The sequence below is a fragment of the Neoaquamicrobium microcysteis genome (assembly GCF_008180155.1).
Lineage (GTDB): Bacteria > Pseudomonadota > Alphaproteobacteria > Rhizobiales > Rhizobiaceae > Aerobium > Aerobium microcysteis.
In genome coordinates this window covers 323,325-348,677 of sequence record NZ_VSZS01000067.1, presented here as the reverse complement: position 1 = coordinate 348,677, position 25,353 = coordinate 323,325, and the positions used below count along the sequence as shown (strand labels likewise).

At 65.2% G+C, this 25,353-nt stretch carries 26 protein-coding genes; 21 read left to right on the top strand and 5 right to left on the bottom strand.

The genetic code is table 11. The annotated features are described in order from the left end of the window. The first annotated feature begins 94 nt into the window (after positions 1–94). From FY036_RS20440 to FY036_RS20395, 10 genes are all read left to right on the top strand, one after another. A complete protein-coding gene (locus FY036_RS20440) occupies positions 95–874 on the top strand; it encodes an N-acyl amino acid synthase FeeM domain-containing protein (protein ID WP_148916606.1) in 780 nt (259 codons plus the stop codon). Positions 875–974: 100 nt separating this feature from the next. Further along, entirely contained in the window at positions 975–1,649 is a 675-nt protein-coding gene (locus tag FY036_RS20435; protein ID WP_148916605.1) for a Crp/Fnr family transcriptional regulator, read from the top strand. A gap of 227 nt (positions 1,650–1,876) precedes the next feature. Then, the gene (locus FY036_RS20430) at positions 1,877–3,853 is read left to right on the top strand and encodes an AMP-dependent synthetase/ligase (RefSeq protein WP_148916604.1); all 1,977 of its coding nucleotides are present in this window, start codon (positions 1,877–1,879) and stop codon (positions 3,851–3,853) included. Then, positions 3,850–4,674: an ABC transporter ATP-binding protein gene (locus FY036_RS20425; protein WP_148916603.1), complete on the top strand. Its 825-nt coding sequence runs from the start codon at positions 3,850–3,852 to the stop codon at positions 4,672–4,674. Before FY036_RS20430 ends, FY036_RS20425 begins: the two co-directional genes overlap by 4 nt. A 15-nt stretch (positions 4,675–4,689) precedes the next feature. Next, positions 4,690–4,833, top strand: a complete 144-nt coding sequence (locus tag FY036_RS20420) for a DUF3096 domain-containing protein (RefSeq protein WP_148916602.1) — start codon at positions 4,690–4,692, stop codon at positions 4,831–4,833. A gap of 37 nt (positions 4,834–4,870) precedes the next feature. Continuing rightward, entirely contained in the window at positions 4,871–5,830 is a 960-nt protein-coding gene (locus FY036_RS20415; protein ID WP_148916601.1) for a branched-chain amino acid ABC transporter permease, read from the top strand. Positions 5,831–5,944: 114 nt separating this feature from the next. Then, positions 5,945–7,021, top strand: a complete 1,077-nt coding sequence (locus FY036_RS20410) for a branched-chain amino acid ABC transporter permease (protein WP_148916600.1) — start codon at positions 5,945–5,947, stop codon at positions 7,019–7,021. Between the two features lie 93 nt (positions 7,022–7,114). Next, the gene (locus tag FY036_RS20405; protein WP_148916599.1) at positions 7,115–8,431 is read left to right on the top strand and encodes an ABC transporter substrate-binding protein; all 1,317 of its coding nucleotides are present in this window, start codon (positions 7,115–7,117) and stop codon (positions 8,429–8,431) included. 57 nt (positions 8,432–8,488) lie between these two features. Then, on the top strand, positions 8,489–8,842 hold the full coding sequence (locus tag FY036_RS20400) for an MmcQ/YjbR family DNA-binding protein (RefSeq protein ID WP_148916598.1): 354 nt from the start codon (positions 8,489–8,491) through the stop codon (positions 8,840–8,842). Further along, positions 8,839–9,678, top strand: coding sequence for an ABC transporter ATP-binding protein (locus FY036_RS20395; RefSeq protein WP_148916597.1), 840 nt, complete (start codon positions 8,839–8,841; stop codon positions 9,676–9,678). Before FY036_RS20400 ends, FY036_RS20395 begins: the two co-directional genes overlap by 4 nt. A gap of 243 nt (positions 9,679–9,921) precedes the next feature. Here the strand turns inward: FY036_RS20395 and FY036_RS20390 are convergent, their stop codons facing one another. After that, the gene (locus tag FY036_RS20390; RefSeq protein ID WP_148916596.1) at positions 9,922–10,557 is read right to left on the bottom strand and encodes a hypothetical protein; all 636 of its coding nucleotides are present in this window, start codon (positions 10,555–10,557) and stop codon (positions 9,922–9,924) included. 153 nt (positions 10,558–10,710) lie between these two features. Beyond that, complete coding sequence (gene soxR, locus FY036_RS20385; protein ID WP_148916595.1) at positions 10,711–11,181, bottom strand: redox-sensitive transcriptional activator SoxR; 471 nt, start codon at positions 11,179–11,181, stop codon at positions 10,711–10,713. A gap of 77 nt (positions 11,182–11,258) precedes the next feature. On the opposite strand from soxR, the gene FY036_RS20380 reads away from it, so the two are divergent. The 11 genes from FY036_RS20380 (at position 11,259) to FY036_RS20330 (ending at position 22,610) form a co-directional block, all read left to right on the top strand. Next, positions 11,259–12,482, top strand: coding sequence for an MFS transporter (locus tag FY036_RS20380; RefSeq protein ID WP_148916594.1), 1,224 nt, complete (start codon positions 11,259–11,261; stop codon positions 12,480–12,482). Between the two features lie 87 nt (positions 12,483–12,569). Beyond that, a complete protein-coding gene (locus tag FY036_RS20375; protein ID WP_148916593.1) occupies positions 12,570–12,797 on the top strand; it encodes an aa3-type cytochrome c oxidase subunit IV in 228 nt (75 codons plus the stop codon). Positions 12,798–12,888: 91 nt separating this feature from the next. After that, on the top strand, positions 12,889–14,142 hold the full coding sequence (locus FY036_RS20370) for a Re/Si-specific NAD(P)(+) transhydrogenase subunit alpha (RefSeq protein WP_148916592.1): 1,254 nt from the start codon (positions 12,889–12,891) through the stop codon (positions 14,140–14,142). Continuing rightward, the gene (locus FY036_RS20365; RefSeq protein WP_148916591.1) at positions 14,142–14,564 is read left to right on the top strand and encodes an NAD(P) transhydrogenase subunit alpha; all 423 of its coding nucleotides are present in this window, start codon (positions 14,142–14,144) and stop codon (positions 14,562–14,564) included. The genes FY036_RS20370 and FY036_RS20365 overlap by 1 nt, the downstream gene beginning before the upstream one ends. 10 nt (positions 14,565–14,574) lie before the next feature. Further along, complete coding sequence (locus FY036_RS20360; RefSeq protein WP_148916590.1) at positions 14,575–15,972, top strand: NAD(P)(+) transhydrogenase (Re/Si-specific) subunit beta; 1,398 nt, start codon at positions 14,575–14,577, stop codon at positions 15,970–15,972. A gap of 121 nt (positions 15,973–16,093) precedes the next feature. Further along, positions 16,094–17,518: a hypothetical protein gene (locus FY036_RS20355; protein ID WP_148916589.1), complete on the top strand. Its 1,425-nt coding sequence runs from the start codon at positions 16,094–16,096 to the stop codon at positions 17,516–17,518. Positions 17,519–17,652: 134 nt separating this feature from the next. Continuing rightward, positions 17,653–18,777 (top strand): extracellular solute-binding protein, encoded by a 1,125-nt coding sequence (locus FY036_RS20350; protein ID WP_148916588.1) that lies wholly within the window; start codon positions 17,653–17,655, stop codon positions 18,775–18,777. 57 nt (positions 18,778–18,834) lie between these two features. Further along, positions 18,835–19,902: an ABC transporter ATP-binding protein gene (locus FY036_RS20345; RefSeq protein WP_148916587.1), complete on the top strand. Its 1,068-nt coding sequence runs from the start codon at positions 18,835–18,837 to the stop codon at positions 19,900–19,902. Further along, entirely contained in the window at positions 19,895–20,776 is an 882-nt protein-coding gene (locus FY036_RS20340) for an ABC transporter permease (RefSeq protein WP_148916586.1), read from the top strand. Before FY036_RS20345 ends, FY036_RS20340 begins: the two co-directional genes overlap by 8 nt. Beyond that, entirely contained in the window at positions 20,773–21,585 is an 813-nt protein-coding gene (locus tag FY036_RS20335) for an ABC transporter permease (RefSeq protein ID WP_148916585.1), read from the top strand. Before FY036_RS20340 ends, FY036_RS20335 begins: the two co-directional genes overlap by 4 nt. 212 nt (positions 21,586–21,797) lie before the next feature. Continuing rightward, on the top strand, positions 21,798–22,610 hold the full coding sequence (locus FY036_RS20330) for an alpha/beta hydrolase (protein ID WP_148916584.1): 813 nt from the start codon (positions 21,798–21,800) through the stop codon (positions 22,608–22,610). A 7-nt stretch (positions 22,611–22,617) separates the two neighbouring features. Here FY036_RS20330 and FY036_RS20325 read toward each other — a convergent pair whose 3' ends face one another. From FY036_RS20325 to FY036_RS20315, 3 genes are read right to left on the bottom strand one after another with little or no spacing between them, the layout of a single operon-like run. Continuing rightward, positions 22,618–23,250, bottom strand: a complete 633-nt coding sequence (locus FY036_RS20325; protein ID WP_148916583.1) for a LysE family translocator — start codon at positions 23,248–23,250, stop codon at positions 22,618–22,620. Positions 23,251–23,253: 3 nt separating this feature from the next. Further along, positions 23,254–24,690, bottom strand: coding sequence for an MFS transporter (locus tag FY036_RS20320; protein ID WP_148916582.1), 1,437 nt, complete (start codon positions 24,688–24,690; stop codon positions 23,254–23,256). Continuing rightward, positions 24,677–25,333 carry a helix-turn-helix transcriptional regulator gene (locus FY036_RS20315; RefSeq protein ID WP_148916581.1) on the bottom strand — a complete coding sequence of 219 codons (657 nt, stop codon included), beginning with the start codon at positions 25,331–25,333 and terminating at the stop codon, positions 24,677–24,679. The genes FY036_RS20320 and FY036_RS20315 overlap by 14 nt, the downstream gene beginning before the upstream one ends. Between the last annotated feature and the right edge of the window lie 20 nt (positions 25,334–25,353).

Here is a 25,353-nt window from a genome sequence, read left to right as displayed (position 1 = left end):
TTCGGTAAACGTCTCCGATGGGATTTTCGCCTTTACTGGGGGTGAGGTTAATGTACCGTTAACGCTGCGATGTGGCGGAATACGGGGAATGTGCATGGAAACGCGTGCAGCCGCGCCTGCTGAGGCGGCGGAAACGACGGGCGTTGCGGCTTCTGCGTCGGAGTCGGGCTTTTCCAGAAGCGTATCCGCCCTGCTGGAGCAGGTGGAGTACCGCCGCTGCGAAAGCGGCGAGGACCTCGAGGCGATCTACCGCCTGCGCTACGACGCCTATCTCGCCAGCGGCATGATAACCGACATGCCGTCGCGCATGGTGACGGACGACTACGACGACCTTTCCAACTCCTACCGTTTCGGCATCTTCATCGACGGCGAGCTGGCCAGCACGATCCGCATCCACCACGTGCACCGCAAGATGCCGGTTTCGCCCAGCATCACCGTGTTCAACGACGAGCTGATGCCGCGGCTTGCAGCGGGCGAGAGCTTCATCGACCCGAGCCGGTTTGCGGCCCACACCGAGTTTTCGCGCGCCTACAAGGCGCTGCCCTATGTGACGCTGCGGCTGGCGGTTGCGGCCTGCGCCTATTTCGACACCGACTATTGCCTGACGGCGATCAAGCAGGAGCATACCGGGTTCTACCGCCGCATCTTCGGCTCGCAGCAGGCAATGCCCTCGCGCGACTATCCGGGCCTCGTCTGCCCCGTCTATCTGTTTCAGTCGAAGTGCTCGGAAAACATGGGCAAGACGATCGAGCGCTTCCCGTTCTTCAAGTCGACGCCGTTCGAGCAGCGGATGCTGTTTGCGCGTCCGCCGAAGGGCGAACTGGCACCGCTGACGATCCTGCCGACGGCCAAATACATGCAGCAGGCCGCCTGAGGCGGATGCGGCCATCGGCTTCTTGTCTTTCGGGGGACGGGCGTTCATAAGCCGGTAAAGACGCGGGCGTCAGGCGAACGGGCCCGCAAGCCGAGGGCTGATGAACGCACGGGAAGACATCGTTCGCGCGGCGATCTGGGCCGGCGAACTGACCGAGGACGAACTGGAAAGGGCACGGCGCGGCGTCGTCGAACGCCAGTTCGCCAAGGGTGCCTATATCTGCCATCGCGGCGACCGCCTCGACCACTGGACCGGCGTGACGGCGGGCCTCGTCAAGATCAGCGCCATCTCGCGCGACGGCAAGGCGATGACCTTTGCGGGGGCCACCGACGGAAGCTGGTTCGGCGAGGGCTCGGTGCTCAAGGACGAGCCGCGCAAATACGACGTGGTCGCCATCCGCGACACGCGCATGGCGCTGATGCAGCGCGCGACCTTCGTGTGGCTCTACGAGAACAGCACCGGCTTCAACCGCTATCTGGTGCGTGCGCTGAACGAGCGTATGGGGCAGTTTCTGGCCACCATCGAATATGACCGCATCCTCGGCCCCAAGGCGCGGGTGGCGCGCAACCTCTCATGGTTCTTCAACCGGGTGCTCTACCCCAAGGCGGGCCCGGCGGTGGAGATCAACCAGGAGGAGCTGGGACTGCTGGTCGGCGTGTCGCGGCAGGTGGTGAACCGCTGTCTGCAGGAACTGCAGGATGAGGGGCTGCTCAAGGTCGAGCATGGCCGCATCACGCCGCTGGATATACAGGCGCTGACTACGTACGACGCGTGAGGCGCACAACGGCGAACGTTGCGGCTGGAACTTTCGCGACTGTCAGGGAAGAGCGCCAATAAAGCGCCCAGTCCAGAAGACAAGGTGGCGTCCTGTCTGTCAAGGGGCGTGTTGCCTGACTTGCGATTTCGTGAAAACTTCATCCGAAGAAGAGGAGTTCCGGCGGTGCGGGAGCACGCGGCGTCGGGAGGAAGGGCGGTTCAACCGCCTGACGGGAGGAACAGGTTTTGGCGCAAGCTGCGACCTCGCTCGACACGTTTCCGAAATATCTGCTGCTGAACGCGGATCGTTTTCGCGATCGCCCGGCCATGCGCCACAAGGACTACGGCATCTGGCAGAGCTGGACTTGGGCGCAGCAGATGGACGAGGTGCGCGCCTTCGCCATCGGGCTGGAGACGATCGGCTTTTCGCGCGGCGACAAGGTGGCGGTGGTGGGCGCGAACCGGCCGCGGCTCTACTGGACGTTTGCCGCGGTGCAATCTCTCGGTGGCGTACCGGTGCCGGTCTACGGGGATGCGGTGGCCGAGGAGATGGCCTATGTGCTCGACCATGCCGGGGTTCGCTTCGCCGTGGTGCAGGACCAGGAGCAGGTCGACAAGATCCTGTCGTTCCGCGATCAGATCCCCGCGCTGACAGAGGTGATCTACGACGAGGCGCGCGGCCTGCGCGACTATGCACGCGAAGGGCTGCACGATTTCAAAGAGATACAGGCGGCGGGCCGGGCGCTGCTTTCGTCTGACCCTGAGCGCGCGCGCCTGTGGGAAGAAGGCATCAGGCAGGGCAGCGGCGACGAGATCTCCGTCATGCTCTATACATCCGGCACGACGGGGCGCTCCAAAGGCGTGATGATAAAGGCGTCTGCGGCGGTGAACGCGGCATCCGACACCGTCGCCTTCGACAGCCTGACGGAGAAGGACAGCGTGCTGGCCTATCTGCCGCTGGCGTGGGTGGGCGACCACTACCTGAACTACGCCCAGGGCTATGTCGCGGGCTTTTGCATGAACTGTCCCGAAAGCCAGCAGACCGTGCCGCAGGATCTGCGCGAGATCGCGCCGACCTTCTACTTCGCGCCGCCGCGCGTGTTCGAGGGGCTGCTGACCAGCGTGACCATCCGCATGGAGGATGCAGGCCGGCTGAAGAAGTGGATATTCCGGCATTTCATCGAGGTGGCTCGAAAGCATGGCGAGGCGATACTGGAGAAGCGTCCGGTGCCGCTTTCAGGCAGGCTTTCCTATGCGCTGGGCAACCTGCTGCTCTACGGCCCGCTGCGCAACGTGCTGGGGCTGTCGAACATCCGTGTCGCCTATACGGCGGGCGAGGCCATCGGCGGCGACCTGTTCTCGTTTTTCCGTTCGCTCGGCATCAACCTCAAGCAGCTCTATGGCCAGACGGAAGCGTTTCTGTACGTGACCGCACAGAAGGACGGCGCGGTGCGCGCCGACACTGTGGGGCCGGCGACGCCGAACGTTGATATCCGGATTTCGGAGGACGGTGAGGTTCTGTTCCGCTCGCCGGGGCAGTTCTCGGGCTACTACAAGGAAGACGAGAAGACCGCCGAGGTGATGACGCCGGACGGCTTCATCAAGACCGGCGATGCGGGCTTCTTCGACAGTGACGGGCAGCTCAAGATCATCGACCGCGCCAAGGATGTGGGCAGGCTACGCGACGGATCGCTTTTTGCGCCCAAATACATCGAGAACATGCTGAAGTTCTTCCCCAACATCAAGGAAGCGGTGGCCTTCGGCAACGGGCGCGATTTCGCCACAGCCTTCATCAACATCGACCTTCAGGCGGTGGGAGACTGGGCCGAGCGCAACAACATCGCCTATGCGTCGTACCAGGAACTGGCGGGGCACCCGGACGTCTACAAGATGATCGCGCGCAACGTGGACGAGACCAACCGGCGGCTGGCGAAGGAGCCGATGATGGCAGGCGCGCAGATCAGGCGCTTCCTGATCCTGCACAAGGAGCTGGACGCGGACGACGGCGAGCTGACGCGCACCCAGAAGGTGCGCCGGGCCTTCGTCGACGAGCGCTACCACGATTTGATCGGCGCGCTCTACGACGGCTCGACCGAGAAATATGTCGAGACGGAAGTGACCTACGAGGACGGCCGCAAGGGCAAGATCAGGGCGACGGTGAAGATCGAGGACGCCGCCGTGCACGAGGGCGCGGCGCAGCCTGCGCGCGAGGCGGCGGCATGAACCACCAACCCGCGACCACGCAGTTTGCGACCCAGGACGACGGCATCGCCAAGGGCGACGTGCTGCTGAAGGTCGATAACGTGTCGCTGGCCTTCGGCGGCGTGAAGGCGATCACCAACATCTCGTTCGACGTAAGGAAGGGCGAGATACGCGCGATCATCGGGCCGAATGGGGCCGGCAAGACGTCGATGCTGAACGTCATCAACGGCTTCTACACGCCGCAGGAAGGCACGATCACGTTTCGCGGCAACGAGCGCCGCGCGATGAAGCCGCACCACGCCGTGCGGCAGGGCATCGCCCGCACCTTCCAGAACGTCGCGCTGTTCAAGGGCATGACGACGCTGGAAAACATCATGGCCGGGCGCTCGGTGCATATGACGCGCAACATCGGCTGGCAGATGCTGTGGCGAGGGCCGGCGCTGGCCGAGGAGATCGAGCATCGCGAAAAGGTCGAGGAGATCATCGACTTCCTGGAGATCGAGCACATTCGCCGCACACCGGTGGGCAAGCTGCCCTACGGCCTGCAGAAGCGGGTGGAGCTTGGCCGCGCGCTGGCGATGGAGCCCTCGCTGCTGCTGCTCGACGAGCCGATGGCGGGCATGAACCTCGAAGAGAAAGAGGACATGAGCCGCTTCATCATCGACGTGAACCAGCAGCGCGGCACGACCATCGCGCTGATAGAGCACGACATGGGGGTGGTGATGGACCTTTCCGACCGCGTCGTCGTTCTGGACTACGGCAAGAAGATTGCCGACGGAACGCCGGATGCGGTGAAGAGCGACCAGGCTGTCATCGACGCCTATCTCGGCGTGGCTCACTGATGGAAAGGATACATCATGGAAAATCTGGCTCTGACGCCGCTCATCTCGCTGATCGCAGGCGTCATCATTCTCATCATTCCGCGACTGCTGAACTACATCGTCGCGATCTACCTCATCATCATCGGGCTGGTCGGCCTGTTTCCGCAACTTACCGGCTGATCGCCGCGGCGGACGAAGTCTAAGGGGGACGCCGGAGATGGACTTTCTGCATTCGGTCCTGGTCAAGCCATTCACCGACATGGCGGCAGCGCCGGACTTCCTGCTGCAGGTGCTGTGGGAAGGCACGGTTTCCGGGGTCCTCTATTCGCTCATCGCGCTCGGCTTCGTGCTGATCTTCAAGTCGTCGCGGATATTCAACTTCGCGCAGGGCATCATGGTGGTGTTCGCGGCGCTGACGCTCGTAGGGCTCTACGAGCGCGGCGTGCCGGCGTGGCTCGCCCTGCCGCTGACGCTGGGCGTCATGTTCATCCTCGCCGTGGCCATCGAGCGCGTGGTGCTGCGGCCGCTGGTCAACCAGCCCGACATCATCCTGTTCATGGCGACGATCGGCATCACCCTGTTCCTGATCGGGCTGGGGGAGACGATCTTCGGCGGCGAGAACAAGCGGATGATAACGCAGGAGCTGGGCATCCCGACCGGCAGCTACATTTTCGAGCCGTTCGGGGGCTTCGTGTCGATCGAGCAGCGCGACATCACGGCGGTGGTGGGCGCGATCGTGCTGGTGGGCGCGCTGCTGCTGTTCCTCAACAAATCCAAGATGGGCCGCGCGATCCGCGCGCTTGGCGACGACCATCAGGCGGCGCTTTCGGTCGGCATCTCGCTGTCGACCATCTGGGTGCTGGTCTGGTTCATCGCCGGCATGATCGCGCTTGCGACGGGTATCGTCTGGGGTTCGCGGGCCGGCGTGTCCTTCGCGCTGGAGGTCATCGCGCTCAAGGCGCTGCCGGTGCTGATGCTGGGCGGGCTGGAATCGGTGACGGGCGCGATCATCGGCGGGCTGATGATCGGCATCCTCGAGAAGCTGTTCGAAATCTACTGGGGCCAGCCGCTGCTGGGCGGCAACACGGAAGCGTGGTTCGCCTACATGCTGGCGCTGCTGGTGCTGCTGTTCAGGCCGCAGGGCCTGTTCGGCGAAAAGATCATCGAGCGGGTGTGATGACGATGAGCGGCGTAAACCTCCGTTCAGCCGACAAGATGGCCGCGAGCGCCGACGCTCCCCTCAAGGGGGAGGGGAGCGTCGCGCCCGGGCTCGGAGGCAAGAGGAACTGACATGCTCTACCGCGTCGCCGGACAGTTCAAGACCAGCTACAAGGCCGATTACGCACTGTTTCCGGTGCGGCAGGACGCGTGGCTGCTGACGTTCATCCTGCTGCTTGCGTTCGTCGTGTTCCCGATGACGGCGAACGAGTTCACGTTCCGGGCGCTGCTCATCCCGGTGCTGATCTATTCGCTGGCGGCGCTGGGGCTGAACATCCTGACGGGCTATGCCGGCCAGCTCTCGCTGGGCACCGGGGCATTCATGGGCGTCGGCGCCTATGCCTGCTACAAGCTGGTGACGATCTTTCCCGAGATGAACATCGTCGTCGCCATCGCGCTGTCCGGGTTCTTTTCGGCAACCGTGGGTATGGCGTTCGGCCTGCCTTCGCTGCGCATCAAGGGCTTCTACCTCGCGATTGCCACGCTGGCGGCGCAGTTCTTCCTCGTCTGGCTGTTCCAGAAATGGGCGTGGCTGTACAACTACAACGCGTCGGGTGCGATCCAGGTGCCCAACATCTCGATGTTCGGCGTGCCGGTGGCAGGGCCGAACGCCAAGGCGATCACGCAGTACTATTTCGTGCTGGGGATCGTGTGCGTCGTCACCTTCTTCGCCATCAACATCACGCGCGGGCGCATCGGCCGCATCTGGAAAGCGGTGCGCGACATGGACATCGCGGCCGAACTGGTCGGCATCAACCTGATGAAGGCCAAGCTGCTGGCGTTCTTCGTCTCATCCTACATTGTCGGCGTGGCGGGCGCGCTGTTCGTGTTCCTGTGGCGCGGCGCGGCGGAAGCGGAGCTGTTCGACATCCAGCTTTCGTTCCGGGTGCTGTTCATCGCCATCATCGGCGGGCTGGGCTCCATCCTCGGCAACTTCCTCGGCGCGATCCTGATCGTGGCGCTGCCGGTGCTGCTGGGCGTGGTGCCGCGCATGTTCGGCCTGCCGATCAGTTCGGCCATGGTGGAGCATCTCAACATCATGATCATCGGCGCGCTCATCATCACCTTTCTGATTTTGGAGCCGCACGGGCTGGCGCGCTACTGGCAAATAATCCGGGAGAAGCTGATTATCTGGCCATTCCCGCACTGAGATCGCCGGCGGCGCTGCAAGGAGGGCAGCGGCGCCGGAGCCGGACGGAAGCGCCCGGCGCGATATGGAAAGCAAACGAGTGGAGGAAGCGAAATGCAGACAATGATGAGAATGACGGCGCTATCGGCGGCATTCGCCGCGGCCGCCGCCTTCGTCGCGCCCGCCGCGCTGGCGCAGGATTCCCTTTACGTGCCGAACCTGTCGTACCGCACCGGCCCGTTCGCCGCCACCGGCACGCCGATCATGAATGGCCAGCGCGACTACATGACCCTGCTGAACGAGCGCGACGGCGGCATCAACGGCGTGCGCATCGCCTATGACGAATGCGAAACCGGCTACAACACGGAAAAGGGCGTCGAGTGCTACGAGGCCACCAAGGCCAACGCCATCGTGACCCAGCCATGGTCGACCGGCATCACCCTGCAGGTGCTGCCGCGCACCAACGTCGACCAGATCCCCGTTCTCGCGCCGGGCTACGGCTTCTCGCCGATGGCCGACGGCAAGGTGTTCAAGTGGGCCTACAATCCGCCATCATCCTACTGGGACGGCGCGTCGATGCTGCTGAACTATGTGGCCGACGGCGACCTGTCGAGCCTCAACGGCAAGAAGATCGTGCTCATCCACCTCGATGCACCATACGGGCGCGAGCCGATCCCGCTGTTCGAGAAGTATGCGGCCGAACACGGCTTCACCTTCCTGCCGATCCCGGTCGGCGTGACCGAGATGCAGAACCAGTCGGCGCAGTGGCTGCAAATCCGTCGCGAGAACCCCGACTTCGTCTTCATGTGGGGCTGGGGCGCGATGAATGCCGGCGCGCTGACGGAAGCCGCGCGCACACGCTTCCCGATGGAGAAGTTCCTCGGCATCTGGTGGTCGGGTCATGACGGCGACATGGCGGCAGTGGGTGAGCAGGGCAAGGGCTACCGCGCCGTGTCGTGGAACGTGCCGGTTTCCGACTCGCCGCTGATGAACGACATCCGCCAGCATGTCATCGAAAAGGGTCTTTCGCAGATCGGCAACCAGAGCGAGTTGGACTGGGTGTTCTACCAGCGCGGGCTGGTGATCTCGATGATGGCGGCCGAGGCGATCAAAGCCGCGCAGGAGGAGTTCGACGCCACCGTCATCACGCCCGAGCAGATGCGCTGGGGCCTCGAAAACCTGAACATCGACGAGGCCAAGCTGGAAGAGCTCGGCATGTCGGGCATGGTGGTGCCGTTCCAGACGACCTGCGCCAACCATACCGGCCATGGCGGCGGGTGGATCATCGAATGGGACGGCTCGAAGTTCGAGCGGGTGTCCGACATCCTGTCGCCGGACCGCGAGGTGATCGAGCCGCTGGAGGCAGCCGAGGCCGCGAAGTATGCCGAGGCCAACGCGCCCTGGCCCGCCAATGACGAGTGCAGCCTCTGACGCAATCACGATGTCGGCCGGCCTTGGCGCCGGCCGACACTTCAGGCGGAGGCGACGATGGAAGGGCCGGTCGAGCAGTTGCGTTCCATCTGCCTAAAGCTGCCCGACGCCCATGAGAAGGAAGCGTGGGGCGATCCGACCTTTCGCGTGAAGGACAAGATTTTCGCGATGGCGAAGTTCGGTGACGGCAGGACATCGGTCTGGTGCAAGGCGCCGGAGGGAAGCCAGGCCATGCTCGTGGAGGCTGACCCCAACACGTTCTTCGTCCCGCCCTATGTCGGGGCGAAAGGCTGGGTGGGAATGAGGCTGGATTCCGCTCCCGACTGGGCGGATGTCGAGAAGCTCGTCCGGCGCAGTTACATGATGATAGCGCCGGGGCGGCTTGCGCGGCTGGTGGAGAAAAACGGATGACGGGCCAGGCGAAGGCAGAAATGCGGAACGAGGCCGAGACGATCCTCGCGGTGAACAATATCGAGGTGATCTACGATCACGTCATCCTCGTGCTGAAGGGCGTTTCGCTGAGCGTTCCGCGCGGCGGGATCACCGCGCTGCTGGGCGCCAACGGCGCGGGCAAGACGACGACGCTGAAGGCGATCTCCAACCTGCTGCAGGCGGAACGCGGCGAGGTGACCAAGGGAAACATCATGTTCGAGGGCGCGCAGGTGCAGAACCTGTCGCCCAACGAGCTGGTGCGGCGCGGCTGCATACAGGTGATGGAGGGGCGGCACTGCTTCGGCCATCTTTCGGTCGAGGACAACCTTCTGACCGGGGCGTTCACGCGGCGCGACGGCAATGCGGCGATCCGCGACGACCTCGAACTCGTCTACCAGTATTTCCCGCGCCTGAAGGTGCGGCGTTCGAGCCAGGCGGGGTACACGTCGGGCGGCGAGCAGCAGATGACGGCGATCGGCCGCGCGCTGATGAGCCGTCCGAAGATGATCCTGCTCGACGAGCCGTCGATGGGGCTGGCGCCGCAGCTGGTGGAGGAAATCTTCGAGATCGTGAAAAAGCTCAACGAGGAGCAGGGCGTGTCCTTTTTGCTGGCGGAGCAGAACACGAACATAGCGCTGCGCTACGCCAAATACGGCTACATCCTCGAATCGGGCCGCATCGTGCTGGACGGAGAGGCGACGGCCCTGCGCGAGAACGAGGACGTCAAGGAGTTCTATCTGGGCGTCGGCGGCGAGGGGCGGCGCTCTTTCAAGGACGTGAAGCATTACAAGCGCCGCAAGCGCTGGCTTTCTTAGAGCTTTTGCAGTTCTGCGGGCTCTCTTTGCGGAGCTGCGCCTCTGTCTGAGAGACTTTGACGTTTATGCGGAACATCCCGTTCTGCCGAACGCCCCCTTCACCCCGCTTCGCGCGGTCCTTAAGGGCGAGCCGCTTGTCTCGCCCGTCCTTCGGACCCCCCGTAAACGGGGGAAGAACCTGCGTTGCGGCCATCCGCGGCCTTGGTTCCTCCCTTGCGAAGCGGGGGAGGTGGCGCGACCTGCTCACCACTTGAAGCTGTAGGTGGCCGAGAAGCGGCCCTTGCGCTGACGCGTCGCCGCATCTTCCATCGCTGCGCGCAGCTTTAGCGCGTCGCGGACGGGCTGCTCGATGCTGACGGTGGTCTTCCTGCGCTCGACCGTCGAGGCCGTCGTGGTGGCCGTGACCATCGTGCGGCTGCGCGAGGCGGTGAGCTTGAGCGTCTGCGTGGAGCGCAGCGTGGGATGCGCGTCTTCTCCCGGCAGGCTGCGAACGGTGACGGTCTGGTCGAACTCGGCATCCATGCCGGGCAGCATCGTCCGGACCGAATGGGTGGCGGTGGCCGTGCGGGGGCCGTTTTCCCCGCGCGCGGTGACGCGAAGCTCGGTGCGCCGCTTGCGGGCGGAAGTTTCGACGCCGGGCAGTTCGACAGCGCCCCAGGCGGTCACGGGTTGGCGATCAAAGATGCGCTGGCCGCCCATGGCGATATCGACGCCAGCGCTCGACTTCCACGGCGCGTGGAAATGCGCGCCGAGCCTTGCGCCGAAGGCGGATTCGCCGGAGCGTGTGAAATTCCAGATCAGGGGCCGCTCCTGTGCCGTAGCAGGCGACAGTGCGAACAGAAGCGCGGCAACGACGCCGGATATCAGCAGCTTTTTCATGACAGGGTGCTTTGCGCGAACGAACTGGGCGGCACGTCACTCGGTAACGAAATCTATCGCCCTGTAACAGTTCGTCGATGGCGGCTCTACCCCGTGAATTTGTGCAATGCGAAGTTGCAGGACGGGTGTTGCATCAAGCACACGGAAACATGCCTACCGTTCGAGCAAACGGGCACCCGGCCCTTCGCTGGCCAGCTCGTCGCGGGGGTTGCGCAGCGGACAATCGCGCACCGAAAGGCAGCCGCAGCCGATACAGCCCGTGAGGCTGTCGCGAAGCTGCGTGAGCTTGCGGATGCGCTCGTCCAGCTCCGCGCGCCAGCCTTCGGAAAGGTTTCGCCAGTCCTGCGCGGTCGGGGTGCGTTCATCGGGCAGCGCGGCCAGCGCATCCCTGATGGAGGCGAGCGGGATGCCGGTGCGCTGCGCGACCTTGATGACCGCGACGCGGCGCAGCACCTCGCGGGCATAGCGGCGCTGATTGCCGCTGCTGCGCCAGCTGCGGATCAACCCTTCGCGCTCGTAGAAATGCAGGGCGGAGACGGCGACGCCGCTGCGGGCGGCGACCTCGCCGACGCTCAAATCCTGCGTCAGCGGGCGAGACGGCTTTTGCGGTTTCTCGGCCTGCATGATTTTTCCTGTTGACCTGAACTAATGTTGAGGTTGTAGCGAAGAGGCCGGCTCATTGCAAATCACGGAGAGGCGGCATGAACGCGATCATCAAGATGGAGGTTCTGGCGGATGCCGGGCCGGTACAGGAAGCACCCGGCCGCGCGGCGCAGGCGACGCTGGTCCTCGTCGGCTCGCTGGTGGTGATGGCCACCGCCGTGGTCGCGCCTGCACTGCCCGCCATCGAGGCGCATTTCGCCGGCAATCCGGGCGCCGACTATCTGGTGCGGCTGATCGTGACCCTGCCGGCGCTGGCGATCGCGCTCGCAGCACCCGTTGCGGGCCTCGTGCTCGATCGCGTCGAGCGGTGGCCCGTCGTGCTCGGCGCGCTTGTCGGGTTCGTCGTCTTCGGCGGGGCCGGGGCGGTGGTGAGCAGCCTGGAGATGCTGCTGGCGACTCGGGTGGGGCTGGGCCTCTCGGTCGCATTCCTGATGGCGGGATTGACCTCGCTGATCGGCGATCTGTTTCCATCGCATGCGCGAGGCGCGATCATGAGCCGGCAGGTCAGCGCCAACTCGCTGATAGCCCTTTCGATGATATTGGCGGCAGGCGCGCTGGCCGAGATCGAATGGCGCGGGGCTTTCCTGATCTATCTGGCCGCCGCGCCGCTGGTCGCCGCGTTCTATGTGTTCGTGCCGCGCAAGGTGCACGCCGCAATGCCGGGCGATGCGCCGGCGGCCGATGGCGGGCAGGCGGGGCTGGGCGCGGTCGCGGCGGTCTATGCGCTGGCGCTGTTGTGCCCGCTTCTCTACATGACGCTTCCGACCCAATCGCCCTTCCTGATCGCCGAGAGTTATGACGGCACGCCGCTGAAGATCGCGCTGGCCTTCGGCGCATCGACGCTGGGCGTGCTGCCGGGTTCGCTGGCGTTCGGGCGGTTGCGGCACGCGATGTCGCCATGGGCGCTTTTCGCGCTGGGCTTCGCGGTGATGGGGCTTGGCTTCGTGCTGCAGGGGATCGCGCCGAGCTTTCCGTTGCTGGTCGCGGCAATGGCGGTAGCGGGGCTGGGATTCGGCCTCGTGATGCCCAATCTGAGCACCACGCTGCTGGCCTCTGCGCCGGCGCGGCTGCGGGGTCGGCTTTCGGGCCTGCTGGTGTCGAGCATCTTTCTGGGCCAGTTCCTGTCGCCCGTGGCGAGCCAGCCGGTAGTCGTTGCATGGGGGTATCAGGCGACGTTCGTGCTTGGGGGCGTGCTGTTGTGGGGCGTCGCCGGCGCGGCACTTGCAGGCGCGCGCCCGTGGCGGCGCGTGGAGCCCGCGTAAGCCTCTTCCGCGACAATCCTTGCCATTGCCCTTGAGCGCCGATTTCGCTATCAGCGCACCAGAGCAGTTCCGGAGGGGATACCCGCGATGGCAGACAACACACCGACCGGTCCGGTCGAACTGGGCGCCGAAATGGACTACGCCGAACACGAGCAGACCTACTCGCTGTTCCTCGGCGTGCTGAAATACGGCACGATCGTTACCGTCGCGCTGCTGATCGCGATGGCGTTCGGCTTCTTCACGTCGGCCGGTTTCTTCTCCGCCACCATCCTTTTCGTTCTGATAACCGCGCTTGGCGGGTATCTTCTCCGCTAGCCTTCGGGGCAGCGTCGAGTAAGCTTCGGCGGCCCGCGATGCGGGCTGCCTGCATGTCGGGAGTGAGGTTCCAACCGAAAGGATTTTGCCGGTGGGACAGACGGTATTCGTGCCGAAAGAAAGTGACGTAACGGAAACGAGGGTCGCGGCCTCGCCGGAAACGGTGAAGCGTCTTGCGGGCCTCGGCCTTGCCGTTGTGGTGGAGAAGGGGGCGGGCGAGGCCTCGCGCATAACCGATGCCGATTTTGCCGGCGCGGGCGCGACGATCGGCAAGCCGGGCGATGCCGCCAAGGCAGATGTCATTCTCAAGGTTCGCCGGCCAAGCGACGTCGAGCTGAAAGGCTATAAGGCGGGCGCGGTGGTGCTGGCCGCCATGGACCCCTACGGCAACGACGCCGCCGTGGCGGCAATGGCGAAAGCAGGCATTTCCGCATTCGCGATGGAGCTGATGCCGCGCATCACGCGAGCGCAGTCGATGGACATCCTGTCGTCGCAGGCAAACCTCGCCGGCTATCAGGCCGTGATCGACGCCGCCGCCGAATATGACCGGGCGCTGCCGATGATGATGACGGCGGCGGGCACTGTGCCTGCGGCCAAGGTGTTCATCATGGGCGTCGGCGTGGCCGGCCTGCAGGCGATCGCGACCGCGCGCCGGCTGGGCGCCGTGGTGACGGCGACGGACGTGCGCCCCGCCGCAAAGGAACAGGTCGCGTCGCTGGGCGCGAAGTTCCTCGCGGTCGAGGACGAGGAGTTCAAGGCTGCCGAAACGGCCGGCGGCTACGCCAAGGAAATGTCCAAGGAGTATCAGGCGAAGCAGGCGGCCCTGACGGCCGAACACATCGCCAAGCAGGACATCGTGATTACCACGGCGCTGATACCGGGCCGTCCCGCGCCGAAGCTGGTTTCGGCGGCGATGGTGGCTTCGATGAAGGCCGGCTCGGTGATCGTCGATCTGGCGGTGGAGCGCGGCGGCAATGTCGAGGGCTCGGTTGCGGGAGCGGTGATCACACTCGAGAACGGCGTGAAGATCGTCGGCCACCTGAACGTGCCGGGCCGCGTGGCGGCGTCTTCCTCGCTGCTCTATGCCAAGAATCTCTACACCTTCCTCGAGACGATGGTGGACAAGGAAAAGAAGGCCGTCGTCGTCAACCACGACGACGAGTTGGTGAAGGCCACGCTGCTGACGCATGGCGGCAAGGTGGTGCACGCGAACTTCGCCGGCGCTGCGACTGTCGCGGCTGAACCCACCGCAACGGCAAAGCCCGCATCGGCCAAAAAGCCCGCTGCGCCGAAGAAGCCGGCCGCGAAGAAACCCGCCGCATCAAAACCCAAGGGAGGTGCGTGATGGAAGAAAGCACGACGCTGGAACGCGCCATCGAACAGCTGGAGCAAGCTGCCGCCGCCGTTCGCCTGGCGTTTCAGGACGAGAGGGCCGCGCAGGCCGCCGAGGCGCTTGCCGCCGGAGCGGGCGCTGCCTCGGGCATCGATCCGTTCGTCTTCCGCTTCGCCATCTTCGTCCTGGCGATCTTCGTCGGCTACTACGTGGTCTGGTCGGTGACGCCGGCTCTGCACACGCCGCTGATGGCGGTGACCAACGCGATTTCTTCGGTCATCATCGTGGGCGCGCTGCTGGCCGTCGGCATCTCGGTGTCGGGCGCGGCCATGGGCTTCGGCTTCATCGCCGTGATCCTCGCATCGGTAAACATCTTCGGCGGCTTCCTTGTAACCCAGCGCATGCTGGCGATGTACAAGAAAAAAGAAAAGTGAGGCGACAGCCATGAGCGAGAACGTCGCCTCCTTCCTCTACCTCGTCTCCGGCGTGCTGTTCATCATGGCGCTGCGGGGCCTGTCGCACCCCACGACCAGCCGGCAGGGCAATGTCTATGGCATGATCGGCATGACGATCGCCGTGCTGACCACGCTGGCGCTGGCGATCCCGTCGCCATCCGGTTTCGTGTTGATCCTGGCCGGCCTCGCCATCGGCGGCGGGGCAGGCGCGTTCATCGCGCGCCGCATCGCCATGACCTCGATGCCGCAACTGGTCGCAGCCTTCCACAGCCTCGTCGGCCTGGCCGCGGTGCTGGTGGCGGCTGCCGCCGTCTATGCGCCGGAAAGCTTCGGCATCGGGATCGTGGGCGCGATCCACACGCAGGCGATCATCGAGATGAGCCTGGGCGTGGCGATCGGCGCTGTGACCTTCACCGGCTCGATCATCGCGTTCCTGAAGCTCGATGGCCGCATGTCGGGCAAGCCGATCATGCTACCGATGCGCCATGTCATCAATGCCGGCATCGCCGTCGCGCTGGTGGTGCTGGTCATCATGATGGTGACGACGCAGTCGACGACGATCTTCTGGCTGATCGTCATCCTGTCGCTGCTGCTGGGCGTGCTGCTCATCATCCCCATCGGCGGCGCGGACATGCCGGTGGTCGTCTCCATGCTCAACTCCTATTCGGGCTGGGCCGCGGCGGCACTGGGCTTCACGCTGGGCAATCTGGCGCTGATCATCACCGGCGCGCTGGTGGGCTCGTCGGGCGCGATCCTCAGCTACATCATGTGCAAAGGCATGAACCGCTCGTTCATCTCGGTCATTCTCGGCGGCTTCGGCGGCGAGACGGCGGCCGTGGCCGACGACGGCATCGAGCGCACGGTCAAGCAGGGCTCGGCCGACGATGCGGCATACCTGATGATGAACGCGCAGAAGGTCATCATCGTGCCGGGCTACGGCATGGCGGTGGCACAGGCGCAGCACGCCGTGCGCGAGATGGCCGACAAGCTGAAGGCCGCCGGCGTGGAGGTGAAGTACGCGATCCACCCCGTCGCGGGCCGCATGCCCGGCCACATGAACGTGCTGCTGGCGGAGGCCAACGTGCCGTATGACGAGGTGTTCGAGCTGGAGGACATCAACTCCGAGTTCGCGCAGGCGGACGTTGCCTACGTGATCGGCGCGAACGACGTGACCAACCCATCGGCGCGCGACGACAAGTCGTCGCCGATCTACGGCATGCCGATCCTCGACGTGGACAAGGCGCGCACCTGCCTGTTCGTCAAGCGCTCGCTCGGCTCGGGCTATGCCGGCATCGACAACACGCTGTTTTACAAGGACGGCACGATGATGCTGCTGGGCGATGCCAAGAAGATGACCGAGGAAATCGTCAAGGCGATGGATCACTGATCGCAGGCAACTGCCGACACGTGTGATGGCCCGGTCTCCTGCCGGGCCATTTCATTTGCGCCCGCCTTTTCCATCCCGTGTTATGATGGCCCGGGACGGACAGGACTTCGAGGAGGAAGCGATGTCTGGCGCTGATGACGACGAGCCGCAGGACGACAGCGCGGAAGAGGTGGTCGAGCGAAAGCCGATGCAGGCGGTCGTGGTCATCCACGGCATGGGCGAGCAGCGGCCCATGTCGACCATCCGCGCCTTCGTGGATGCGGTGTGGTCCAGCGATCCCGACATCACGCCCAACTACGGCGGAGCCGGAGGGCAACCCAACAAAAGCTGGATCACGCCAGATCGGCATACAGGCTCGCACGAGCTTCGCCGCATCACGACGCCCTACGATTTGAACGGACGGCGCACCGATTTCTACGAGCTCTACTGGGCCGATCTGGTGCAGGGCACGACGCGGGGGCGGCTGTTCGCCTGGATCAAGGAACTGCTGCTGCGGCGGCGCGAGGACATTCCCGCGGACGCGCGGCGGCTGTACTGGGCGACGTGGGTGTTCGTGCTGGTGGTCGCGGCGAGCATGGTGCTGCTGGCCCTGTCGATGTGGCTCGACTGGGTGGGGCCGGTGGCGGGGCTGGCGATCTTCGTGGTCGCCTCGGGCGTGCTGTGGGCGCTGGATCATTTCGTGCTGCCGTGGTTCGGCGACGTGGCGGCCTATGTGCAGGCAACGCCGGCCACGGTGGAGAACCGGGCGAAGGTGCGCGAGCGCGGGCTGGCGCTGCTGCGGGCACTGTCGGACGACGACCGGTACGACCGGATCGTGCTGGTGTCGCACAGCCTTGGCTCGATCATCGTCTACGACCTGCTTCACATATTGTGGGTCGAGCGGCGTCCACGCGGGCTGGAATGGCCCCGCGATCGCGCGGTGACGAACGCGGTGCGCGCGGTCGAGCCGTTCGCTGCGCTGACCGGTATTGCGCCCACCAGGCTGGATGCCGCCCGCCGGGCGGAGTTTCGCCATGCACAGTGGCAGCTTCACAGCCAGTTGCGGGGCGTTGGCCAGATGCCGTGGAAGATCAGCGACTTCGTCACGATCGGGAGCCCGCTTACCCACGCCGAGTTTCTGGTGACGTTCAACGAGGCGCAATTTCGCAAGGGGATTGGCGAGCGGCTGTTCGGCATCTGCCCGCCGCTGTCGGATTCGGCCGCGATCCCCCGGCTGCTCTACTACGAGAAGCCGCGCGTGCGCGCCGTGCATCATGGCGCGGTCTTTGCCGCAACGCGCTGGACCAATATATACGATCTCGGCAACCTGCTGACGACCGGCGACCCGATCTCGGGCGCGATGGCCGACAATTTCGGCGGCGGGGTGGAGGAGGTGAGGGTGGAGATGGAAAGCCGGCGCTGGGGGAGGCTGTTCACCCACACGCGCTACTGGGACGGCGAGGCCACCGGCTACGAGGTGCGCGCGGACGGCGTGCGCGGTCGGACGCATCTGGAAGTGCTGCGCGACGCGGTGGATTTGCGGCGTGCGGCCGACATACCTCTTTAGCCGGCTTGCCGCTCCGCATGAATTTACCGGGAAGACCTTTCGCTGCGGCATCGAGACGATTGCAGGACTGTCATCCAAATGTATCATAGCGAAAATAAACGCGGGCAATTCGCAACCAGACAGGGAGAACTTTCATGGCAACGTTCAAACGGCGCACACTGCTGAAGGGCGCGGCAAGTGTCGCGGGCCTTTCGCTGGCAACCCCCTTCATCTCGAAGACCTACGCGCAGGGCTCGTCCGGCTCGGTCAACATCTTCGCCTGGGCCGGCTACATCAACGACGAGATCCTCGCCGCGTTCGAGCAGGCGACGGGCATCAAGCCGAACTACACGCCCTACGGCACGAACGACGAACTGCTGAACCAGCTGCGCGCCAACAATGGCGGCGGCTTCGACATCATCTGGCCGAGCGTGGACCGCGTGCCGAACTATGTGGAGTTCGGGCTGGTGCAGGAGATCGACGAGGCCAAGGTCGAGGTCGCGCGCTGCCTGCCGAGCGCGTGGGAAAACTCTGCCAAGTTCGGCGCGGTGGTGGATGGCAAGCGCTACCAGGTGCCGACCGACTGGGGCACCGAGGCGCTGGCCTTCGACAAGGAACAGGCGCCGCTGGAATACGGCACCGCTTCCTACGGCGACATCTGGAAGGAAGACATGGCCGGCAAGGCGACCGTGCGCGCCCACTCCAGCCTCGTCGGCCTCGGCCTGTGGCTGGAAGCGGAAGGCAAGCTGCCGCGCCCGCTGCTCGAAGCCTTCGAAACGCCCGAGGCGCAGGTGGAAATCTTCGACGTGATCGTCGCGGAAGCCATCGCACGCAAGGGCAACATCGTCCAGTTCTGGAACAACGAGAACGAGGCGCAGGGCGCTTTCCGCGTCAACGGAGCAGCCGTCGGCCAGACGTGGGATTCCACGGCCGCCGCGCTTGGCAAGGAAGGCTTGCCGGTCGGCTTCATCGCGCCGAAGGAAGGCGCGCTGGCGTGGATGGAAGGCGTGTCTATCCCGGCTGGCGCTGCCAACCTCGACCAGGCCTACGCCTTCATCAACTGGTTCCTGACGCCGGAAGCCGGCGCCATGTACTCCAACGCCACGTCGATCAACTCGACGGCGGTGGGCGCGGCCGACCTGCTTTCCGACGACGCCAAGGCGTTCTTCGCAGCCGCCTATCCGGGCGACGCGCTGGACAAGCTGTGGTGGTGGCCGATCCAGGAAAGCTGGTACGTGACCAAGCGCAACGAATATCAGGACCGTTTCCTCTCGGCCTGATGAAATATCGGGAGGGGCGGCTTCTGCCGCCCTTCCTCCCACCGCTCAAGGGGACGCATGTCGCATTCCGTAGAACTGCATAAGGTCGGCATGACCTTCGGCGCGACACGCGCCGTGGGCGATGTCTCGTTCAACGTGGAAGGCGGCGAGTTCTTCTCGATCCTCGGCCCGTCGGGCTGCGGGAAGACCACCATCCTGCGGATGATCGCGGGGTTCCTCCAGCCCACCGAGGGCCGCATCACCATCGGCGGCAAGGACATGGCGGGGCTGGGGCCCAACCAGAGGCCGACCGCGATGATCTTCCAGTCGCTGGCGCTGTTTCCGCTGATGCCGGTGTGGGAGAACATCGCATTCGGGCTGGAGGCGCGGGGCGCATCCAAGGCTGAACGCCGCAGTAAAGCCGACGAACTTCTCAAGCTGATCGCGCTGGAAGGCTATGGCGACCGGATGCCGGGCGAGCTGTCGGGCGGCCAGCGGCAGCGCGTGGCGATCGCGCGCGCATTGGCTGTCGAGCCGCAGGTGCTTCTGCTGGACGAGCCGCTTTCGGCTCTGGACCTCAAGCTGCGCCAGCATATGCGCGCCGAGCTGCGCGCGCTGCAAAAGCGCACCGGCGTGACCTTCATCTACATCACGCACGACCAGTCCGAGGCGCTGGCGATGTCGGATCGGATCGCGGTGATGAGCGCTGGCGTGCTGCAACAGGTCGGCGCGCCGCGCGAGCTTTATGACAACCCGGCAACCCCGTTCGTCGCGACCTTCGTGGGCGAAACCAACGTCGTTGCGGGCAAGGCAACCGCGGTCGAGGCGGGTATCGCGACGGTGGAGACCGGGCTGGGCACGATGCGCGGGCGTGCGGGGCCGGGCGTTGCCGCGGGGCAGGCGGTGAGGCTCTATGTGCGCCCGGAGGCTCTGGTGCCGGGCGGCAAGGGCGACAATACGCTGAGCGCGACGGTGGAGCGCATCGATTTCGAGGGCGCGTTTGCGCTGGCGCACGGGCGGCTAGCCGACGGCAGCGCGATGGTAGCCTCCATCTCCAGCACCGACCTTGGGGGAGCGCCCGCCATCGGCGGCAGCGCGACATTCGGCTTCGACACACGCCACGCCGTGGTGCTTCCCGATGGCTGAGCTGTACAGACGCTTCGGCGGCGGGCTTTCCACCATCTTCGTTGCGCTGGTGCTGATGTGGCTGGCCGGCATGGTGCTCGCCCCGAACATCATGATGGTCGACTACGCGCTGCGGCCCAACCTGCCGCCGGCCCAGATCGGCGGTCCGAACGACGTCTATTCGCTCGACAACGTGATGTATCTCGCCAACGAGGCCGTGCATCGCTCCATCTTCTTCAAGACGATCTGGGCGAGCGCCTTCGTGGCGTTTGCGACGTTCGTCGTCTGCTATCCGCTGGCCTACTGGCTGGCGCAGCATGCCACGCCCTCGCAGACCGCCATAGCGCTGCTGGCGCTGACGATCCCGTTCTGGATCAACGAGGTGCTGCGCACGCTGGCGTGGTACATCATCCTGGCGTTTCGCGGCCCGCTGAACGCGTTGCTTCTTTCGCTGGGCATCATCGACGAGCCGATGCGGTGGTATGGAAACGGCGGCGTGCTGGCGGGCATGATCTACGCCTACATCCTGTTCATGCTGTTTCCGATCTACAATGCGATCGAGAGCCTTGAGAAAGCGCAGATCGAGGCGGCGCGCGACCTTGGCGCCTCGACGTGGCGCATCCACTGGCGGGTGGTGATGCCGCATGCGAAGGCGGGCATCGCAACCGGCTGCGTCTTCACCTTCATGCTGGCGGCAGGCTCCTACGTGGCGCCGGCGCTGCTGGGCGCGCCGGGCAGCCGCTGGTTCACCGAGATCATCTACAACTGGTTCTTCGAGGGCGGCGACTGGAACCGGGGTGCTGCCTATGCGCTGGTATTGCTGGTGCTGTGCCTCGTGGTCGTGCTGGTGACGCTCAAGCTCGCGCGCGTCAATTTGACGGATGTCGCGAAATGACTGCCACCGACCGCATCGCGCGTTTCCTGTTCGCCTTCTACATGGTGGCGTTCTTCGTCTATCTGTTCGCGCCGCTGGTCATCATGGGCGCGGCGACGTTCAACACCAGCCGGTTCCCGACCGTGACGCCCTGGCAGGGCACGACGCTCCAGTGGTTCAACGAATTGTGGAACGACCGGGCGATGTGGCAGTCGGTCTGGACGTCGATGGTGATCGCCTTCTTCGTGGTGCTGATCGCGCTGCCGGTCGGCACGGCGGCGGCCCTCATCCTCACCAGCCTGCATGCGCGGGCGCGCGGCTTCCTCTATGCGCTGATGGTTTCGCCGCTGCTGACGCCCGGCGTCGTCATCGGCATCGCGACGCTGGTGTTGTGGCGCCAGCTTGGCGTGGGAGGCGGCGTGTTTCTCATCGTGGTGGCGCAGGCAAGCTTCATCATCTGCTACGTGATGCTGATGGTCGCTGCACGGCTGCAAAGGTTCGATCGTACGCAGGAGGAAGCGGCCCTCGGGCTCGGCGCGTCCAAGGTGATGGTGTTCCGGCGCATCCTGCTGCCGTTCCTCAAGCCGGCGCTGATCGCGGCCGCGTTCCTTGCCATCCTGCAATCGGTGGAGAACTACAACACGACGCTGTTCGTGCGCGGGTTCGATACGCCGCTGACGGTCTTCATCGCGACCAAGGTGCGCACCGGGCTTACGCCCGCCGTCAACGCGCTGGCTCTCATCATGATCGCAATCACCGTGATTGGTGCGATCGCCTACGAGGTGGCGAGACGCAGGCAGGCCGCGGCCGCAGCCCAGCGGGCGGCATAAGCTCGTTCACGGCTCGCCGGATGGCAAGAGGGGTTGTCCGCGTAGGGCCATCATTCAATTAGGGGTTTTCCCCAAAGTCGATTTTGATCCTATTCTTTCTACGGACGGACGGCAGGGCGTGACCTCAAGCGCCTGCCACCGTCTCGCTCCACGCATTCGCATCCGCTACGTCGCTCACGATCAGATCGGCCATTGCCGAAGGAGAGACCGACATGAATGCCGATACCGATGCAGGCAATAACCGGACCTCACGGCTGACCAAGACGGTCGTACTCATCCACGGTGCGTGGATGACGCCGGCCTCGTGGGACAATTTTCGCGGCAAGCTAGAAGAGGCGGGATACACCGTCCATACACCCACCTGGCCATATCTGGACCGGGGCACGGCCGCCGAATTGCGGGCCAATCCGCCGGAAGGGCTGGGCAGGCTGACTGCCGGAGCCATCGCCGACCACTACGCCCGCTTCATCGATACGCTGCCGGAGAAGCCGCTGATAATCGGGCATTCGATGGGCGGGCTGGTGACGCAACTGCTGCTCGACCGGGGCTACGGCGTGGCGGGGGTTGCGCTGGATCCCGCGCCGGTCGCGGGCGTGATAGCCGATCCGGTCTCGCTGGGGGCCGCCTTCCCCGTTCTGGCGCGGTGGAACGCGTGGAACCGCACCTACACGCTGAGCAAGGCGCAGTTCGACAACCGCTTCGCCAACACGGCGCCGGCCGCGCTGCGTGCGGAAGCCTACGAGAAATACATGGTGCCGACATCGGGCCGCCTTTTTGCGCAGGCAGCGACCGGCATCGGTATCGGAGTGCAGCCGGAATTGCGCAAGCAGCCGCTGCTCATCACTGCCGGTGAGAAAGACCGGACCGTCGCGCCGGCCCTTTCTCGTGCGATCTACCGCAAGCAGAACAAGTCTTCGGCGCGCACGGATTTCGTGGAGTTTCCGGGCCTGTCGCATTTCCTTATGACGGAGCCCGGCTATGAGAAAGTGGCCGACACGGTGATCGAGTGGGCGACGTCGCTCTGAGGCGCGCTTATCGTCTGGCTTCCACGGCCATGTTGAAGGCGAGCCCGGCAAGCACGGTGCCCATCAGCCAGCGCTGAACCGCAAGCCACATGGGATGGCGCATCAGGAACAGCGCGATGCCGCCGGCGGCTATGGCGATCATCGCGTTGACGGTGACGCTGATTGCGATCTGCAGCGAGCCGAGCGTCACGGCCTGCATCAGCACGTTGCCGGCGGCGGGATCGATGAACTGGGGCAGCAGCGACAGATAGAGCATCGCCGCCTTGGGGTTCAGCAGGTTGGTGAACAGCCCCATCAGGAACAGCTTGCGCGGCCCGTCGCGCCGTAGCTCGCGCACCTCGAAAGGCGAGCGCCCGCCGGGGCGTACCGCCTGCCACGCGAGCCACAACAGATAGGCCGCGCCCGCCAGCCTCAGCGCGTCATAGGCATAAGGTACCGCGAAGATGAGGGCCGTGATGCCGAAGGCGGCGGCCAGCATGTAGAAGGCGAAACCCAGCGCCACGCCACCCAGCGAGATGAGGCCGGCGACCGGCCCCTGGCTGATGGAGCGTGAGATCAGGTAGATCATGTTCGGGCCGGGGGTGAGCACCATGCCAAGCGCGATCAGCGCGAAGGCGAGCAGGCTGGTGGTGTCCGGCATGGTCTATTCCTTCAGGGTTGCGAGGCGCGAGCGCTCGGCGTTCAGGAGCCGCATCGCCGCGATGCAACCGACCACGCCGAACGGTATGAATGCAACGAACAACCATTGGGCCACGCTCTGCGCCGTTTCGCCCGAGAGGCCGCCCGAGAAACCTGCCGTGTTGGCGATGATGCCGGCGAAGGCCGCACCCACGGCATAGCCGATGCGCTGCATGGTCGGCACGGCGGAAGACGTGACGGTGCGCTCCTCTTCCCTCGCCGACGATACGATGAGCCGTGTGACGAAGGGCCACGCGATGCCGAAGCCGCCGCCCTGAAGGATCGCGCAGGCCAGGATGAGGGGGATCGAGCCGAAGGGTACGGCATAGATGAATCCGATCATGCCGCCGAAGATCATCACCGCGCCTGCGAGGATGATCGGGCGCTCGTATTGCGGCCGGGCGCTGGCGACCAGAATGGACATGACGGACCAGGCGATGGATTCGGCCGCGATGATGTAGCCGGTCGTCAGGATCGAGATGCCGTGCAGGCTGGTGAGGATCAGCGGGCCGTAGATGGAAAAGGTGATGGTTCCGGCCGAGAACGCGGCCATCATGACGATGCCGTTGCCGACCTGCGTGTTCATGTCGAGCGGGCGGGTGGGAAACAGGCGCGAGCGCGGGTTTCTCGCGTCGAGCAGGAAGAAGCAGGCGATGCCGACGACGCCGAGGCCGAGAAGCAGGCCGGAGCGAACCATGCCGGAGCCGACGCCCGCGACCGCGATGGCCATGATGGCTGCGGCGAGCACGAGCAGCGGCAGCCACGGGAAGGGCGGCACGCCATCGGGGCTTTCCTTGCGCCGCGTGGATTGCGGCCCGCGCAGCACGGCGAAGCTGACCAGCGCCATGCCTGCGCCGGCGAAGGCGAACGTCCAGAACGCGTACCGCCACGACGCGGCCTCGGCAAACAGGGCGCCGATGAGCGGCCCGCCGAAAGCAGACACGCCCCAGACCACCGATATGATCGCGAAAAGCTGCGGCCAGATGAGGCGCGGAAACAGCCTCTCGATGGAGACATAGGAAAGCGACACCAGCGCGCCGCCGCCGAAGCCCTCGAGCAGCCGGCCGGCGAGGAACCAGTGCATGTCGGGCGCGGCCGCGCAGACCGCCGCACCGGCCGCGTAGATGAGCGCTGCCAGCACCATGTTGGTGCGCAGCGCCATGTAGCTCATCAGGCGGCCTGCGGCGGCACCCGCCGTGATGGAGCCGATCTCGTAGATCGACAGCGACCAGCCGACCATCTCGACGCCGGAGATGTCGGCCACCATGCTGGGCATGATGGTGGCGATCATGGTTTCGTTGGAAGCGTGCAGCACGATGCCCAGCGAGATGAAGCAGAAGCGGCCGAGATCCCCGCTCTCCCACAGTTCGCGCCAGCTGGGGCGGTTCTCAGCGGTCGTCATGGCGGGCTTCCGGACGAGGGGTAATGCGGTAGGTGCACCGGCGGCTGCCGGCAAGCATGTGTTCGTCGCGCTCCACGACCGCGCCCGGTCCCAGCGCGGCGCGGAACACCTCCAGTTCGGATCGGCAGAAGTTCTGGCAGGCTCGCGCGGCGGCGCATATGGGGCAATGGTTCTCGACCAGCAGCAGCGTCCCGTCGTCCAGCCGCTCGAACTCGGCCATGTAGCCTTCCTCGGTGCGCAGGGCGGCCAAGCGCTCGACGCGGGCGGCGAGGCCGTCGGCCTCTGTGAGATCCAGGCGATAACGTGCCAGCGTCTGCCGCTCCCGCTCGCCGACCAGCCGGTCGAGGCCTTCCTGGCCGAAGACGGCGCGGATCGATGCGATCATCTCGACGTTCAGCACTGCGTGGCTATCGGGAAAGCGGGCCTGCGCCCTCTGCGTCAGACGCCAGTGCCGCCGTGGCCTGCCGACGCTGCCGGCCTCGTCGAAATGGTCGATCAGATCACCCTGCTGCAAGGATGCCAGATGCTTGCGAACGCCGGGGACTGTGATGCCGAGATGGCGCGATATCGCCTCGGCGGTTTGCGGGCCGCGGAATTTCAGGAAGCGCAGGAGGCGCTCGTCGCTGCTGGCGGGGGCTTGCATACGATCATCCTATATAAAAA

Bases quoted from the DNA above. Each gene is read 5' to 3' on its own strand.
- FY036_RS20405 (WP_148916599.1), top strand. From the start codon at position 7,115: ATGCAGACAATGATGAGAATGACGGCGCTATCGGCGGCATTCGCCGCG.
- soxR (WP_148916595.1), bottom strand. From the start codon at position 11,181: ATGCAGGCCGAGAAACCGCAAAAGCCGTCTCGCCCGCTGACGCAGGAT.
- FY036_RS20380 (WP_148916594.1), top strand. From the start codon at position 11,259: ATGAACGCGATCATCAAGATGGAGGTTCTGGCGGATGCCGGGCCGGTA.
- FY036_RS20395 (WP_148916597.1), top strand. From the start codon at position 8,839: ATGACGGGCCAGGCGAAGGCAGAAATGCGGAACGAGGCCGAGACGATC.
- FY036_RS20355 (WP_148916589.1), top strand. From the start codon at position 16,094: ATGTCTGGCGCTGATGACGACGAGCCGCAGGACGACAGCGCGGAAGAG.
- FY036_RS20435 (WP_148916605.1), top strand. From the start codon at position 975: ATGAACGCACGGGAAGACATCGTTCGCGCGGCGATCTGGGCCGGCGAA.
- FY036_RS20350 (WP_148916588.1), top strand. From the start codon at position 17,653: ATGGCAACGTTCAAACGGCGCACACTGCTGAAGGGCGCGGCAAGTGTC.
- FY036_RS20340 (WP_148916586.1), top strand. From the start codon at position 19,895: ATGGCTGAGCTGTACAGACGCTTCGGCGGCGGGCTTTCCACCATCTTC.
- FY036_RS20360 (WP_148916590.1), top strand. From the start codon at position 14,575: ATGAGCGAGAACGTCGCCTCCTTCCTCTACCTCGTCTCCGGCGTGCTG.
- FY036_RS20320 (WP_148916582.1), bottom strand. From the start codon at position 24,690: ATGACGACCGCTGAGAACCGCCCCAGCTGGCGCGAACTGTGGGAGAGC.
- FY036_RS20345 (WP_148916587.1), top strand. From the start codon at position 18,835: ATGTCGCATTCCGTAGAACTGCATAAGGTCGGCATGACCTTCGGCGCG.
- FY036_RS20325 (WP_148916583.1), bottom strand. From the start codon at position 23,250: ATGCCGGACACCACCAGCCTGCTCGCCTTCGCGCTGATCGCGCTTGGC.
- FY036_RS20440 (WP_148916606.1), top strand. From the start codon at position 95: ATGGAAACGCGTGCAGCCGCGCCTGCTGAGGCGGCGGAAACGACGGGC.
- FY036_RS20365 (WP_148916591.1), top strand. From the start codon at position 14,142: ATGGAAGAAAGCACGACGCTGGAACGCGCCATCGAACAGCTGGAGCAA.
- FY036_RS20415 (WP_148916601.1), top strand. From the start codon at position 4,871: ATGGACTTTCTGCATTCGGTCCTGGTCAAGCCATTCACCGACATGGCG.
- FY036_RS20330 (WP_148916584.1), top strand. From the start codon at position 21,798: ATGAATGCCGATACCGATGCAGGCAATAACCGGACCTCACGGCTGACC.
- FY036_RS20410 (WP_148916600.1), top strand. From the start codon at position 5,945: ATGCTCTACCGCGTCGCCGGACAGTTCAAGACCAGCTACAAGGCCGAT.
- FY036_RS20425 (WP_148916603.1), top strand. From the start codon at position 3,850: ATGAACCACCAACCCGCGACCACGCAGTTTGCGACCCAGGACGACGGC.
- FY036_RS20400 (WP_148916598.1), top strand. From the start codon at position 8,489: ATGGAAGGGCCGGTCGAGCAGTTGCGTTCCATCTGCCTAAAGCTGCCC.
- FY036_RS20315 (WP_148916581.1), bottom strand. From the start codon at position 25,333: ATGCAAGCCCCCGCCAGCAGCGACGAGCGCCTCCTGCGCTTCCTGAAA.
- FY036_RS20390 (WP_148916596.1), bottom strand. From the start codon at position 10,557: ATGAAAAAGCTGCTGATATCCGGCGTCGTTGCCGCGCTTCTGTTCGCA.
- FY036_RS20420 (WP_148916602.1), top strand. From the start codon at position 4,690: ATGGAAAATCTGGCTCTGACGCCGCTCATCTCGCTGATCGCAGGCGTC.
- FY036_RS20335 (WP_148916585.1), top strand. From the start codon at position 20,773: ATGACTGCCACCGACCGCATCGCGCGTTTCCTGTTCGCCTTCTACATG.
- FY036_RS20375 (WP_148916593.1), top strand. From the start codon at position 12,570: ATGGCAGACAACACACCGACCGGTCCGGTCGAACTGGGCGCCGAAATG.